The sequence below is a fragment of the Rhodococcus sp. JVH1 genome (assembly GCF_000280725.2).
Lineage (GTDB): Bacteria > Actinomycetota > Actinomycetes > Mycobacteriales > Mycobacteriaceae > Rhodococcus_F > Rhodococcus_F jostii_A.
Window position 1 is genome coordinate 4,456,132 of sequence record NZ_CP166289.1, and the last position, 14,096, is coordinate 4,470,227.

Annotated in this window: 16 protein-coding genes; 11 read left to right on the top strand and 5 right to left on the bottom strand. The window is 66.0% G+C overall.

Features of this window, described 5'->3' with window-relative positions; all coding sequences use genetic code 11:
* Nucleotides 1-159 precede the first annotated feature (159 nt).
* The 7 genes from JVH1_RS20550 to JVH1_RS20580 all read left to right on the top strand — a co-directional run bounded on the left by JVH1_RS20550 (nucleotide 160) and on the right by JVH1_RS20580 (nucleotide 7,902).
* A complete protein-coding gene (locus JVH1_RS20550; protein ID WP_043780049.1) occupies nucleotides 160-1,560 on the top strand; it encodes an MFS transporter in 1,401 nt (466 codons plus the stop codon).
* 58 nt (nucleotides 1,561-1,618) lie between these two features.
* Nucleotides 1,619-2,278 (top strand): response regulator transcription factor, encoded by a 660-nt coding sequence (locus JVH1_RS20555; RefSeq protein WP_009476313.1) that lies wholly within the window; start codon nucleotides 1,619-1,621, stop codon nucleotides 2,276-2,278.
* An 18-nt stretch (nucleotides 2,279-2,296) separates the two neighbouring features.
* Nucleotides 2,297-3,742 carry a HAMP domain-containing sensor histidine kinase gene (locus JVH1_RS20560; protein WP_009476312.1) on the top strand — a complete coding sequence of 482 codons (1,446 nt, stop codon included), beginning with the start codon at nucleotides 2,297-2,299 and terminating at the stop codon, nucleotides 3,740-3,742.
* Nucleotides 3,735-4,661, top strand: a complete 927-nt coding sequence (locus JVH1_RS20565) for a TAXI family TRAP transporter solute-binding subunit (protein WP_009476311.1) — start codon at nucleotides 3,735-3,737, stop codon at nucleotides 4,659-4,661. Before JVH1_RS20560 ends, JVH1_RS20565 begins: the two co-directional genes overlap by 8 nt.
* 117 nt (nucleotides 4,662-4,778) lie before the next feature.
* Nucleotides 4,779-5,969: a CaiB/BaiF CoA-transferase family protein gene (locus JVH1_RS20570; RefSeq protein WP_009476310.1), complete on the top strand. Its 1,191-nt coding sequence runs from the start codon at nucleotides 4,779-4,781 to the stop codon at nucleotides 5,967-5,969.
* 9 nt (nucleotides 5,970-5,978) lie between these two features.
* Nucleotides 5,979-6,758, top strand: a complete 780-nt coding sequence (locus tag JVH1_RS20575; protein WP_043780047.1) for an alpha/beta fold hydrolase — start codon at nucleotides 5,979-5,981, stop codon at nucleotides 6,756-6,758.
* Nucleotides 6,759-6,966: 208 nt separating this feature from the next.
* Complete coding sequence (locus JVH1_RS20580; RefSeq protein WP_009476307.1) at nucleotides 6,967-7,902, top strand: LysR substrate-binding domain-containing protein; 936 nt, start codon at nucleotides 6,967-6,969, stop codon at nucleotides 7,900-7,902.
* 11 nt (nucleotides 7,903-7,913) lie between these two features.
* On the opposite strand, the gene JVH1_RS20585 is transcribed toward JVH1_RS20580, so the two are convergent.
* Nucleotides 7,914-9,065, bottom strand: a complete 1,152-nt coding sequence (locus tag JVH1_RS20585) for an acyl-CoA dehydrogenase family protein (RefSeq protein WP_371113014.1) — start codon at nucleotides 9,063-9,065, stop codon at nucleotides 7,914-7,916.
* A 344-nt stretch (nucleotides 9,066-9,409) separates the two neighbouring features.
* Here JVH1_RS20585 and JVH1_RS20590 point away from each other — a divergent pair, with 344 nt between their 5' ends.
* Complete coding sequence (locus tag JVH1_RS20590; protein WP_272943935.1) at nucleotides 9,410-9,649, top strand: WhiB family transcriptional regulator; 240 nt, start codon at nucleotides 9,410-9,412, stop codon at nucleotides 9,647-9,649.
* Between the two features lie 30 nt (nucleotides 9,650-9,679).
* Here the strand turns inward: JVH1_RS20590 and JVH1_RS20595 are convergent, their stop codons facing one another.
* From JVH1_RS20595 to JVH1_RS20605, 3 genes are read right to left on the bottom strand one after another with little or no spacing between them, the layout of a single operon-like run.
* Nucleotides 9,680-10,882, bottom strand: coding sequence for an acyl-CoA desaturase (locus JVH1_RS20595; RefSeq protein WP_009476303.1), 1,203 nt, complete (start codon nucleotides 10,880-10,882; stop codon nucleotides 9,680-9,682).
* A gap of 42 nt (nucleotides 10,883-10,924) precedes the next feature.
* Entirely contained in the window at nucleotides 10,925-11,080 is a 156-nt protein-coding gene (locus JVH1_RS20600) for a DUF6131 family protein (RefSeq protein WP_009476302.1), read from the bottom strand.
* A 51-nt stretch (nucleotides 11,081-11,131) separates the two neighbouring features.
* Nucleotides 11,132-11,326, bottom strand: a complete 195-nt coding sequence (locus JVH1_RS20605; protein WP_009476301.1) for a CsbD family protein — start codon at nucleotides 11,324-11,326, stop codon at nucleotides 11,132-11,134.
* A 225-nt stretch (nucleotides 11,327-11,551) separates the two neighbouring features.
* Between JVH1_RS20605 and JVH1_RS20610 the strand changes: the two genes are divergently transcribed.
* The 3 genes from JVH1_RS20610 to JVH1_RS20620 all read left to right on the top strand — a co-directional run bounded on the left by JVH1_RS20610 (nucleotide 11,552) and on the right by JVH1_RS20620 (nucleotide 13,603).
* On the top strand, nucleotides 11,552-12,259 hold the full coding sequence (locus tag JVH1_RS20610; protein WP_043780024.1) for a TetR/AcrR family transcriptional regulator C-terminal domain-containing protein: 708 nt from the start codon (nucleotides 11,552-11,554) through the stop codon (nucleotides 12,257-12,259).
* Nucleotides 12,260-12,378: 119 nt separating this feature from the next.
* Complete coding sequence (locus JVH1_RS20615) at nucleotides 12,379-12,909, top strand: pyridoxamine 5'-phosphate oxidase family protein (RefSeq protein WP_009476298.1); 531 nt, start codon at nucleotides 12,379-12,381, stop codon at nucleotides 12,907-12,909.
* A 46-nt stretch (nucleotides 12,910-12,955) separates the two neighbouring features.
* A complete protein-coding gene (locus JVH1_RS20620) occupies nucleotides 12,956-13,603 on the top strand; it encodes a hypothetical protein (RefSeq protein WP_009476297.1) in 648 nt (215 codons plus the stop codon).
* A gap of 184 nt (nucleotides 13,604-13,787) precedes the next feature.
* On the opposite strand, the gene JVH1_RS20625 is transcribed toward JVH1_RS20620, so the two are convergent.
* Entirely contained in the window at nucleotides 13,788-14,024 is a 237-nt protein-coding gene (locus JVH1_RS20625; protein ID WP_005254663.1) for a hypothetical protein, read from the bottom strand.
* Between the last annotated feature and the right edge of the window lie 72 nt (nucleotides 14,025-14,096).

A 14,096-nucleotide genomic window follows, 5' to 3' on the forward strand; every position in this document is an offset into this window, starting at 1 on the left:
GCCGATAAGGCTCACCCTCGGGTGGGCTCGGACCGACCCGCTGCGGTGCCGTCTAAAGCGAATGTAAGGAAAGCGGCCCATCCCTTCCCTCTCGCTGTGGTGGCGATCACATTGGTGTCAGTGGCTATGCATCATCACAGCAGTCGAGGAAGGAACATCATGCGACACACGACTTCGAACCCAACGTCGTCGACCGGCGAGAGGCGGGTTGTTGCGAACGTGGTTCGCGGCTGCATCGGCAACCTCGTGGAGTGGTACGACTGGTTCGTCTATGCAGCGTTCAGCGTGTTCTTCGCGGCGTCCTTCTTCCCGCAGAGCAGCACGACTGCCCAGCTTCTCTCCACGGCACTGGTTTTCGCCGTCGGATTCCTGATGCGCCCGATCGGTGGCTACATCTTGGGTCGATACGCGGACAGGTACGGGCGCAAGAACGCTCTGACGTTGTCGGTGCTGATGATGGCCGCAGGATCGTTGATCATCGCTGCGACACCGAGTTTCGAGGCGATCGGCATGCTCGCCCCGGCGTTGCTGGTGATGGCGCGGCTGATCCAGGGACTCTCCGTGGGAGGCGAATTCGCTTCCAGCGCGACGTACCTGTCCGAGGTCGCGACGCCCGGTCGACGCGGCTTCTACTCGAGCTTCCAGTACGTGTCGATCATTCTGGGTCAGCTCGCCGCGCTCGGCGTCCAGATCATTCTGCTGCAGCTTCTGACCATCGACCAGATGCAGGCCTGGGGTTGGCGTATTCCGTTCGTGATCGGCGCGATCGCCGCGGTGACCGTCATGCTCTTCCGCCGTGGGATGGACGAGTCGGACCAGTACAAGGAGGAGGCGGCCCAGATCGCTGCCGAGAAGGCATCCGGCACGCAGCCGTCGGCCAAGCGCGGCACCCTCCGACTGCTGCTGCAATACCCGAAGCAGCTCGCCATGGTCTTCGGCCTCGCGATCGGTGGCACCGTCGCGTTCTACACGTACACCACGTACCTGCAGAAGTACATGATCAACACCTCGGGGATCGCCCCGGAAACGGTGGCGTGGATCAACTTCGCCGCACTGTTCATCTACATGCTGCTGCAGCCCGCGGCCGGACTGATCTCCGACCGCATCGGTCGCCGCAAGGTCATGCTGTTCTTCGGTGTCGGCTCGACCGTGCTGACCGTGCCGATCCTGACCGTTCTCGGCAACACCACCAACGCGTTCGTCGCGTTCGGCCTGATGATGACCGGACTGGTCATCGTGACCGCCTACAGCGCGCTGAGCGCGATCGTCAAGGCGGAGCTGTTCCCGACGAAGGTCCGCGCGCTCGGTGTCGGGTTGCCGCACGCGATCACCGCCGCCCTGTTCAGCGGCACGGCCGAGCCTCTCGCGCTCGCTCTCAAGCAGGCCGGACATGAATCGGCGTTCTTCTACTACGTCGTCGGTTGCTCGGCGCTGACCCTGGTTGCCGCGCTGTTCATGGCCAAGGGCAAGGGCGGCACCACCCTCGATCCTGCGACGGAGAATCAGGCTCGCGACGGACGCGAGGAAGACCGCGACAACCGCGAACTCGAGCGTGTCTGATCCCTCCTCGTCCGGCATTGTTCCCCCGGCTCATCGTGGCCGGGGGACAATGCCGGTTATGCGGATTGCGGTGGTCGAGGACGACGACGGCGTCGGCAACGCACTCGTTGCGGGGCTGACCCGGCAGGCGCACCAGCCTGTGCGGATGAAGTTCGGGTCCGAACTGCTGCTGCACCACGGCGAGGTGGACTTCGTCCTGCTCGATCTGGGGTTACCGGACCGCGACGGGCTCGAGGTGTTGCGTCAGCTCCGCCAGGTCAGTGCCGTCCCCGTCATCATCCTGACCGCCCGCGACGACGAACGTTCGGTGGTGCGCGGCCTGCGTGGCGGCGCCGACGACTACCTCGTCAAGCCCGCGCGTATGTCCGAGCTTTTCGCTCGCATCGAAGTGGTGCGCCGGCGAAGTATGGCCGTCGAAGGCGGCGCACCACGTGAAGTGGTCACCGGCGACGTCCGCGTCGACCTCGATTCCCGCACCGTCACCGTGGCGGGCACCGAGGTCGACCTGACATCGAAGGAATTCGCCCTCCTCGAGATCCTGCTCGAGAACCCGGGGGCTGCGGTCAGCCGTCAGCAACTGATGGACCGGGTGTGGGGTGACGCGTTCGTGGCGGTCTCGCGTTCGCTCGACGTCCACATCGGCACACTGCGCGCCAAGCTGGACCGACCCGGATTGATCAGCACCATCCGTGGTTTCGGCTACCGGTGGGTGTGCTGACCTCGGGGTCGAAACGACATGCGCCGACGGTTACTGCTGATTCTCGCGATACTCGGATCCTGCGCGGTCGCGAGTTTCGCGATTCCCCTCGCGCTCGCGACTGCGGACGCGCGGACGCAGGAGTTCACACTCGGCCGCGAGGGAGACATCCAACGGTTCGCCGTCCTCGCCGAGGAGTACGTCAGGACCGGCGACCCGGCGCGGATCGCCGGCGAGGTCGAGGCGTACGACGACGTGTACAGCGAGAACGTTCTGGTGGTCTCCACGCGTGGTGTCCCGACCCTCGGGGTAGGCCTCGACGGCAACGAACCCGGAATCGACGCCGCGATTCGCAGCGGACTGCGCAACGAGCGGGTCTCCACCGTCGACCGGTTGTTCCCATGGAGCGACGACGAGGCCCTGTTCGTCAAGCCGGTGGGGTCGGGCGCTCAGGTGAACGGCACCATCGTGCTGCGCGCCTCGACCGCCGATGCTCGCTCCGACATCCTCCGGCAATGGGCCGTGATCGCGGCCGGCGCGGTGCTGGCTCTGGCCGCGTTCGGCGTCCTCGCGATCGTCTTGAGCCGGTGGGTACTCGGACCGCTCGCGAACTTGTCCAAGGGGATCGTGCAACTCATCCGCCGCATACCCGACACGGGGATGCCGCAGACGTCCGCGCCGCCGCAATCGGTGCTGCCGGCCACGGCGGCAGGCGGGCCTCCCGAGGTGCGTCGCCTCGCGCATTCGTTCGACGTGATGTCTTCGGCGGTGCTGCGGGCAGCGGACGCGCAACAGCGCCTGATCGCCGACACCGCCCACCAACTGCGGAACCCGCTTGCGGCGTTGCAATTTCGCCTCGATCTTCTCGACGACGGTGTGCCGGACAGTGCGCGCGAGGATTATCACAGCGTGACCGAGGAGGCCAAACGCTTGCAGACCATTCTCGACAGCCTTCTCTCGCTCGCCTCGGCCGAGACACCGCGCTTCGGGGCGGATCGGTCCGAGGCGGCCTGCGACGCACTGTCGGTGGTGGCCGACCGGGTCGACTTCTGGTCGGTGACGGCCCGCGAACGTGGTGCACGTCTGGTCACCGTCGCAGCCCCCGACGTCGACCGTGTTCCGGTCGCGATCGCCGAGAACGATCTGTCCCAGGTGCTCGATGTGCTGATCGACAACGCATCCCGGTACGCAGGCCCGCACCCCACCATCGAGATCGGCGTCGTCGTGGAGCAGTCACAGGGCCGCTCTCCGGTGTGCGTGTGGGTGGCAGACGACGGTCCGGGAGTCCCGGAAGAGCTGCGCGACAAGCTCACCGACCGCTTCTTCCGGGCCAGCGACCAGGCCGGAACGGGACTCGGCCTGTCCATCGTCGAGGTCGTCACCGCGGCCTACGGTGGTCGTCTCGTCATCGACGAGGCCCCCGCCGGCGGTCTGCGCGTACGCTTGTGGCTCGAACCGCACGTGGAGAAGCTGGACGATGATTAGCCGGCGACAGTTCATCGGCGGTGTGGCCGCAGCGGTCGCACTGTCGGGATGCGCTCGTGCCCAGCCCACGGGGACGTACGAAATCGCGTCCGGGGAGCGCGACGGATTCCAGTCCGAGTTCGCCGAGTTGCTTGCGGACGTCCCGCCCCCCTCGGGTGGGGATCTCCGGTTGACGGTGCGCTACACCACCGGTTCCCTGGAGAACCTGTCGTTGCTGGCCTCTGGTGAGGTACTCATCGGGCTGACGCTGGCCGACTCCGCTGTCGAGTCGGCCACTCCGATGCTGGCCATCGGCCGGGTGTACGAGAACTATCTCCAGTGCGCGGTGCCCGCGCGCTCACCCTTTCACTCGATGAAAGATCTTCGCGGCCAGGCGATCAGTCTCGGCTCTCCCGGCTCCGGAACCGCACAAACCGGAAGGCGGGTCCTCGAGGCGAGCGGACTTACCGTCGACGACGTGACGGTGCGCCCGGTGTCACTCACCACCGTCCTCGACTCCCTGCGCGACGGTACGGTCGCCGCCGCACTGTGGGCCGGTGGCGTACCCACCCCGGCGGCGATGCCTCGGGCCGGGCACGGTCCGGACGGCGGGATCCGGCTACTCGACCTGTCTGCCGAGTACGTCGAGATGCGCAGGATCTACGGGCCCATGTACGAACCGGTTTCGGTCCCCGCCCGGACGTACGGTGACACTGCCGAGACCGCGACGGTGGGGGTTCCCAGCCTGCTCGTCGCGTCGCCGCAGCTGCCCGACGCCGTGGCCGGTGCCCTCGTCGACCTTCTCATCGATCGAGCCCAGGACCTGATCCCCCCCGATACTGTCGGCGCGCAGTTCCTCGACGCCCGATCACTGATCCAGACAGCCGGCGTCCCTCGCCATCCGGGGGCTGTCGAGGCGTACCGCCGTCACCACGGTTAGAAGGCGGCCGGGTACGGCCGGCAACCTCAAGTACGTGTAAAACCTGCCCCCCACCCGATTGACGATGGCGCGTACATAGAGGCAAAATGGCCGTACATTTCGAGGAAGGCTGGCTCCATGGCATCGCAGACCGCCCTACCGCTCGCGGGGATCACAGTCGTGAGCATCGAACAAGCAGTTGCTGCACCCTTCGCGACCCGGCAACTGGCCGACCTCGGTGCCCGCGTCATCAAAGTGGAACGTCCCGACGCCGGCGACTTCGCGCGGCGTTACGACGAGACCGTGCACGGCGAATCGAGCTACTTCGTCTGGCTCAACCGTTCCAAGGAGTCGCTGACGCTGGACCTGAAGTCCGACGAGGGCCGCGACATCCTCGAAAAGCTGTTGTCCACAGCGGATGTGTTCGTGCAAAACCTTGCGCCCGGCGCCGCATCCCGGATGAACCTCGACGCCCCGTCTCTCCAGCAGCGGTATCCCGCGCTGATTCCGTGCGACGTGTCCGGCTACGGCAACACCGGTCCCTGGTCCGATCGCAAGGCCTACGACATGCTGGTCCAGGGCGAATCCGGCCTGATGTCGCTCACCGGCCCCGACGAGTGCCCTTCCAAGGTCGGTGTGTCGATCGCCGACATCGCGGCCGGCATGTACGCCTACAGCGGGATCCTGTCCGCGCTGTACACGCGCGCAACCACCGGTACCGCCCGCGCGGTGGAGGTCGCTCTTTTCGAGGCGCTCGGCGAATGGATGGGATCGCCCGCCTACTACACCGAATACGGTGGCACGCAGCCGAACCGGGTCGGATCGGAACACGCGACGATCGCCCCGTACGGCCCGTTCCCCACCGCTGACGGCACTGTCCTGCTGTCGATCCAGAACGACCGCGAATGGTCCGCGTTCTGCTCGGAGGTGCTCGGCGACGAGTCGATCGCCACCGACCCACGTTTCTGCCGCAACTCCGCGCGGGTGGCGCACCGTGAGGAATGCAACGCTCTGATCTCCGCGCGGACGCGTCTGCTCAACACGGACGACGCCCTAGCGCTACTCGACAAGGTGTCGATCGCCAACGGACGGCTGGGCTCCGTCTCGGATTTTCTGTCCCACCCGTCCCTGGCCGGACGTGACCGCTGGCGTGAGGTGGACACCCCGGGTGGTCCGGTGCGAGCGCTGTTGCCGCCGGCGAACCTCAGCGGTGTGGAGCCTCGATTCGATCCGGTTCCCGCTCTGGGTGCGCACACCGATGCCATCCTGGGGGAGCTCGGTTACACCGATGCGGCGATCTCCGAACTGCGTACTGCCGACTCGATCTGAGGCTCCGCAGTGCCCCACGCAGTGGCGTCCGATGGAACTCGAATCGCGTACCAGGTCAGCGGCGAAGGACCGCCGCTGCTGCTGCTCGCCGGTCAGGCCAACAACCACCACTGGTGGGATCGTGTTCGCGCGGACTTCGACACGCACTTCCGCACCATCGCAGTGGACTGCCGCGGCACCGGAGCAAGCGACAAGCCCGAGACCGCCTACAGCACAATACTGTTCGCCGACGACGTGATCAGCGTGCTGGACTCCCTCGGCGTCGGGAGGGCGCACGTCTACGGCACGTCGATGGGAGGCCGGGTGGCGCAATGGGTCGCCGTGCGTCACCCGGAGCGTGTCCGCGCCCTGATCCTCGGCTGCACCTCACCCGGCGGAACGCACGCGGTGGAGCGCAGCCGGGAAGTCCGCGCGAGCGTGGCGCAATCCGACCCCGACCGGTCGCGCCGCGCCCTGCTGGAGTTGATGTACACGCCTGAGTGGCTCAGTCGAAATCCCGGACCCTACAACACCCTCGGGGACCCGGACATGCCCACGCACGCCAAGCTCGCCCACCTGCGGGCCAGCAACGGTCATGACGCGTGGGATGCGCTGCCGTCGATCAGTGCACCGACCCTCGTCCTGCACGGGACCGACGACCTTCTGTCCCCGGCCGACAACGCACCCCTGCTCGCCGAACGGATCCCGAACTCCCGCGTGCACTTGCTCCCGGGCGCACGGCACGCGTACTTCGAAGAGGAGCGCACTGTCGCGGGCGCCGCAGCGATCGGCTTCCTCGCCGAAAGGTAAGCCTGCGTCCGCGAGTGGGGTCGAGGCGCGTTAGTTACCGGACCCGGGCATGGCGATGACCTTCGCCGCTGACATGCCCTCCTGGCTCATGGCAGCCGGCTTTCTCGTCTGTTTGACCATTGCTATTCTTCGTTGTGATCGATGTCGCTCTTGCATATCGCCTGCTGATGGTGCGGGACGGCGAGTAGCTCGGGAAGGTGGTCGTCCGGTGGACGTCAAGCAGTTGACCGCACTCGTTGCGGTGGCGGACGCTGGGAGCGTGACCCGCGCAGCCGGGCTACTCCACTTGGTTCAGCCGGCGGTGACACGCCAAATTCACACGCTCGAACAGGAACTGGGTGTTCCCCTGTTCGAACGCAGCCGTGCGGGAATGGAATTGACGGACTCCGGCCGGCTCATGCTCGAGCGCGCCCGGAGGGTGCTGTCCGAACTCGAGCGGGCGCGCGCCGAGATCCGCCCGAATCCAGGAGTGCTGCAAGGGATCGTGACGGTCGGGCTTCTTTCCTCCACCTCCGAACTGCTCGCCGAACGACTCGTCGCGGCCGTGTTGCAGGAGCATCCGGCGGTCCGGTTGCGAATAGTGTCCGGTTACGCCGGACACGTGCGGCAGTGGCTCGATGCCGGTGACATCGACCTCGGCCTGCTCTACAACCTGAAATCCACGTCTTCGCTCAACGTGCGCGCATTGCTCGCCGAAAACCTGTGGGCGGTGGCCCCGGCCGACGGCGGGCTCGACACCGGACGACCGGTCACCCTCGAGGAAGTGGCGACCCACCCGGTCGTGATGCCCAGTGCGCCCCACGGAATTCGGACGTTGGTAGCGGAGGCGTGCGCGAGACTCGACATCGGTCTGAACATCGTCGTCGAGACCAACGCGGTGAGCATCCAGAAGAGACTCGTGCGAGCCGGTCACGGCTGGACGATCCTGCCGGGCATCGCCGTTGCCGGTGATGTCGCCGGCGGCGTTCTCAGTGCGGCGCCGCTCCATTCCCCGGCGGTCGAACGCACCGTCGTGCTCGCGTTACCGAGCGCCCCCCGGATCCCGCCTGCCGTGCACGCGGTGGCCGATCTGCTCGTCCGCCAGATGCGCGACGCCGTCGAGCACGGTGAGTGGTCGTCCGCTCACTGGAAGCCGGACAACTAGTCGCGCGCGAATCAGAGCCCTCCGCGCGATACGAGTTGCGAGACGATGACGTTGCGTTGGATCTCGTTGGTGCCCTCGCCGACGATCATCAACGGGGCGTCCCGGAAGTACCGCTCGACGTCGTACTCGGTGGAATAGCCGTAGCCGCCGTGGATGCGCACCGCGTTCAGGGCGATGTCCATCGCCACCTCGGACGCGTACAGCTTCGCCATCCCGGCCTCCATGTCGCACCGGTCACCGCTGTCGTACTGCTCGGCCGCGTGCCAGGTCAGCTGCCGGGCCGCGGTCAGCTTGGTCGCCATGTCCGCCAGGTAGTTGCCGATCGACTGGTGCTTCCAGATCGGCTTGCCGAAGCTCTCCCGCTGCTGCGCATACGCCAAAGAGTCCTCGAGCGCCGCCGTCGCCACACCCAGGGCGCGGCAGGCCACCTGGATGCGGCCGGTCTCGAGGCCCTTCATCATCTGCGCGAACCCCTTGCCCGGGGTGCCGCCGAGGACCGCGTCCGACGAGATCCGGTAGTTGTCGAACGACAGCTCACACGTCTCGACGCCCTTGTAGCCGAGCTTGGGCAGATCCCGCGACACCGTCAGGCCGGGACCGTGCTCGACCAGGACGATCGAGATGCCCTTGTGCTTGGGGGTCGCGGCCGGATCGGTCTTGCACAGCAGCGCGATCAGCCCGGACCGGCGGGCGTTGGAGATCCACGTCTTCGAACCGGTGATCACCAGATCGTCGCCGTCGGTCTTGGCGTTGGTGGACATCGCCTGCAGATCCGACCCGCCGCCGGGCTCGGTCAGCGCCATCGTGGCCCGGATCTCGCCGGTCGCCATCTGCGGCAGGTACCGGCGCTTCTGCTCCTCGGTGCCGTACAGCGACAGCAGCTTCGCCACGACGGTGTGCCCACCCATCGCCCCGGCCAGGCTCATCCACCCGCGGGCCAGTTCCTGGGTCACCTGCGCATAACAGGGCATCGACACCGGAGATCCGCCGTACTCCTCCGGGACCGCCAGACCGTAGATCCCGATCTGCTTCATCTGCTCGATCCACTTCTCGGGGTACTCGTTGGCGTGCTCCACCGCCTGCACCGTCGGCTTCACGTCGCGGTCGACGAAGGCGCGCACCGTCTCGACCAGGTACGCCTCTTCCTCGTTCAGCTTGCCCATCACTCCACCTCGCACTCGCACAACATTTGTACGGCCATATTCTCGAATATGTACGCTTGAGTCAAGTCTCAGCGTTGACATCGGCGCGCATTCGGTGCCACGATCTAGTCCTGATCGGCACCATCTCTGCTGCTCGAGAGCGCAGAATCCGATGAGAGGCATCGACCGACCTAATGGCCGTATTTACAGACCCTTCACATACCGAAGGGGCGAAAGTGCCCCAGCGGTCACCACGACCTCGCGTCGAGCGAACACCGTTTCTCACGAAAGAGGCGAGCAGGATGTGTCAGCACAGGTTCGAACTCCAGCCGATCGCGCCCTCCGCAACGGACTGGGATTGGCGGATGCATGCGCGTTGCCGGTCCATGGACACCGAGCTCTTCTTCCCGTGCGAGGGCGAAGGGCAGGGCGCACGCATTCGGCGAGAACGGGCCGCAAAGCATGTCTGCGAGCCCTGCCCGGTGCTGACCGAGTGCCGAAATCACGCATTGAGCACCGGTGAGCAATTCGGCGTCTGGGGTGGCACGACGGAGAAGGACCGCCGGTATCTTCGACCACCACGACTCGGTCGATACCGTTCATGACGGCGAAATGCCCGCTCGTCCCGTATCGGCTCAACGGTGGTGCGTGCGCAGCGCGGTGCGGAGTCCTGTGCGGCGTCCGGTGGCTCCGTCGGCGGGCGTGATGGGTGCGGTGCGGAATTTCAGTTCGGACGCGGTCTCGGGAGCATCGTCGGCGGTCGCGGACAGAAACCGGTCCGGGAGCGCCAACTTGTGGATGGTGCGCAGCGTCAAAAGGTATTGCTTGGCGAGCGAACCGGTGGTGTAGGGCAGATCGTACTTCTCGCACAGTGCGCGGACCCGCGTCGCGATTTCCGGGTAGCGGTTGCTGGGGAGGTCGGGGAACAGGTGGTGCTCGATCTGGTAGCAGAGGTTGCCGCTGAGGAATGCCAGCACCGCGCCGGCTCGGAAGTTGGCGGTGCCGAGCATCTGACGTAGATACCATTCCGCCCGCGTCTCGTTTTCCAGTTCGGCGGGAGTGAACTTCTCTGCGCCGTCCGGGAAATGCCCGCAGAAGATCACGACGTAGGCCCACAGGTTTCGCAGTAGGTTGGCGACGAAGTTCGCCTTCAGCGTCCGTCGCCACCGCCGCCCGCTGAGGGCGGGAAAGAGCACGTAATCCTTGCCGGTCTGCCGGACGATCTTGCCGATCAGGGCTCGGGTGTGGCCGGACTTCTCGGCGGGGGTGCCGGCGCGCTCCTGTTCGGAATACAACCCGTGCAGGGCGATGCCCCATTCGAATGTGGCCGCCAGCAACAGGTTCCGAAGCGGTTGCAGAAGGTTGTCCGGTTTCCACGGCTGGTCGCGGGTGATGCGGATGACGCCGAATCCGAGGTCGTCGTCCATCCCGATCACGTTGCTGAACACATGGTGGCGATAGTTGTGGGAGTACTGCCACTGGGACGACAGGCCCGCCATGTCCCACTCCCAGGTGCTGGAGTGAATTTCCGGGTCGTTCATCCAGTCCCACTGGCCGTGGGACACGTTGTGCCCGATCTCCATGTTCTCCACACTCTTGGCCACGGCGAGAGCCGTGGTCCCGAGTGCCCATCCGACGCGCGTCCGGCTTGCGTGGATCACCAGCCGCGCAGCGGCATCCAACCCGCGCTGGAAGGCGATCGTGCGGTGGATGTAGGTGGCATCGCGCTCACCGAGTGAATCGGTGATGTCCCGCCTGATCGCGACGAGTTCGGTGCTGAGCGCCTCGACGTCCTCCGCTGTGAGGTGCGCATATTCCTTGATGTCGGATATCGCCATGATCTACTCCAGATTCCGGACCCACGCCGGACCGGCTGTGCGTCAGTAGTAGTGGCGTCGGCCCGCGACCGCGTGCCCGGCCATCCCCATGACCTCGAGCACCACTCCGATGATGATGAGCGCTATCCCGATGTACAGGAGCGCTGGGACGCTGAGGACCAAGCCGACTATGGCGAGGATGATGCCGAGAATGATCATGAAGAGGCCTGATTTCGGGACGGGGGTCGAGATTCGGACTGGTATGGAGGGTCAGCGTGTGAAGATCTTTTTGATCTTCCGGCCTGCCTGCTTGATCTGGTCGCCGGCTTGCTTGGCTTTGCCCTTGGCTTCCTGCGCACGTCCCTCTGCCTCCATGCGCTCGTTTCCGAGCGCCTTCCCGACGGTCTTCTTGGCGGCGCCTTCAGCGGTTTCAGCTTTGTGCCGAAGCTTTTTCCCGATACTCATGGCGATGCTTCTCGATTCTCGGTTACGCGGCGGGTGCGGATCAGGCGTCGTTCGTGAGCGGGGATGCGTCACCACTGGGGTTCAACATGCTTGCGCCTCCGACGATCTCGGACGATCATGATGGCCTCGTGTGGCCCACGGTGCATAATCAAGTCAACGCCGGATTCCGCCGCAAGTCAACACTGTAGATCTACGGTTTAGGCCTACAGTTGAAGGCGAGGGAAGGTGGCGAAGATGCCCGAGCGTCGTTCGATCCACTCCGACGATGGCCCGATCACCCGTGAGCGGATACTCGAGTGCGCGCTCGGGATCATCGACGGTGACGGCATCGACGGGTTGTCCATGCGCCGCCTCGGCAAAGCACTCGGCCGCGACCCGATGACCCTGTACCGCCACGCCCCGAACAAGGCCGCGCTGCTCGACGGGGTCGCCGAGCGTGTCCTCGAAGAACTCGAGGTCGATACCGAGGACGGCGACTGGGTGACGCAGCTGCGGGAGGTCGCGCGGGGCTTTCGCCGGTTGGCCCTCGCTCATCCTCAGGTGGTCCCGCTACTGGTCACCAGGCCGCTGTCGACGCCGCTCGGGCTCAGGCCGCTCGGCACCCTGCGTCCACTCGAGGACATGCTGACCCTGCTCACCAAGGCGGGCTTCACCGACGCCGATGCCTTGCACGTCTATCGGGCACTGTTCGGTTTCCTCTACGGCCACGTCCTCAATGAACTGCAGGAGCTCGTCGAGCGTCCCGACGAGTCCGACGACCTTCTGCGCCTCGGCCTTCACCGCCTGCCGATCGGCGAGTTCCCAATGATCCGGGGCCTGGCACCGGTTCTGGCGTCCTACGACGGGGCCGCCGAACTCGAACGCGGCGTCGACATCCTCCTCGCGGGCCTGACCGCCACGTTGACGCAGCCCGACTCTCCTCCGTCCCGGTGATGTGAGCGAAACCTGACACAGGTTGTCAGGGTCTCGGTGCGAGCATGGTTGCACCGTTCGGCGCCGATGGTGGACGTGGACCGGACCCCGGATCGACATCGACGCAGACAAGGACCTCCATGCGCGAAACACGAGAAGAGCTCGACGAGCTCCAAACCCTCCTCGACGCCTCCCTGTCCCGCTCCACCGCACATCTGCGTTCGATCATCAACACCGGGAGCACCCTGACCGCGGAGCAGCTCACCCAGGTCGTCACCGGCATGTGCACCCTCGCCCTGTCCACCGTCACAGCCAAGGGCGAACCGCGCATCAGCGGTGTGGACGGGCACTTCCTGCACGGGAAGTGGCACTTCGGCACGGCGCGGGGCGCCGCCAAGGCCCGCCACCTCGCCGCCCGGCCCGCCGTCAGTGCTGCGCACCTGCGCGGTGAGGACCTGGGTGTGTTCACGCACGGCACGGTGGAGATCCTCAACCCCGAGGAGGGCGAGCCGGCCGCGGACTGGCCGGACCTGCTCGCCTACTTCAAGGGCTTCTACGGCGAAGACTTCTTCGACTGGGATAACGACGTTGTCTACTACCGGCTGCATCCGCAGTGGATGACCGTCTACGCCGCCGACATCGCCAAGCTCACTGCGGCGCCCCGATCCTGATCGGCGCTGTCGTCGCGGCACCGGGTGACGCGGTACCGTCGCCCGCGTGGCTCTCATCCATCACGCTCAGCTGTCCCCGTCCAAGGCCGAGATGCTCGCTGACTGGGTTCCTCGCCAGCCCTGGATCGGGTCCGCCGACGCGTCGTCCGTCGAGGTCGTCGGTGCGTACCGGTTCGACGATCCGGCCGGGGAGGTCGGCATCGAAACCCACCTGGTCCGGACGGCGGACGGGCAGGTCGTGCAGGTGCCGGTGACCTATCGCGGTGCCCCGATGGCCGGTGCGGAGGCGTCGTTGATCACCACGATGCAGCATTCCGTGCTGGGTGAGCGCTGGGTCTACGACGCGTGCGTCGACCCGGTGTACGCCGGTGCGCTCGCGACGGCGATCCTGACGGGAGGGACCGAGGCGGAACTCCAGTTCGCCACACCCGGCGAGCGCCGAGAGGTGACCACCAGAGTGTCGGGTTCCGGTTCGGTGGGCTCGCCCGTACCGGTCATCGATGCTGTGACCTGTGTGAATGAGGGAACGGCCACCGTCATCACGACGGACCAGATCGGCGTGCGGGTGTTCCGCGTGATCGATCCGGATCGGGTCGCGCCCGTCGGCTCGCACACCCTCGAGGGCACCTGGCCGGGCCGAGGTGCGCCGGCGCTGCTCGCGATCGCGCATCCGACGGCTGACGACGAAGTGTGACGCCGGAGCGGCGGAATATCTCCGAGGACGGTACTGTTGAATCCGTCGACGGTGTCGGACATACCCCGGGTACCACATTAAAATTGTCGCCGAGAGCGACCACTTGCCGAGAGGCGATATGACGGCACCGTCGCAGAAGCCGCCGGCACCATTTGGTGCCGGCGGTTTTCGTTCTGCGGTGGACCTACTGTTCTTTCTTCAGGCGGGCGGCCAGCATGGCCTTGCCCAGATCGCCACCCTTTCGGCTGACGGCTTGGGCGCGGCGGAAGAAGTCGGCCAACTCGGCGTCGCCGTCCATGTCGGCATCCGAGATGTAGCCCTCGAGACGCAGCGCGTTGCTCAGTGACGCTTCGACGAACCAAATCAGGTTGTAGTCCTTGTCCCGAACACCGGTCACCGAGCGTGCATCTTGTTCACTCATCAGTGCGTCCTTCCCGAGAAACGGCCGACTGTCTTGTGGTTCCTGCCTACCCGTGTGGTTGCGTCGTAAACG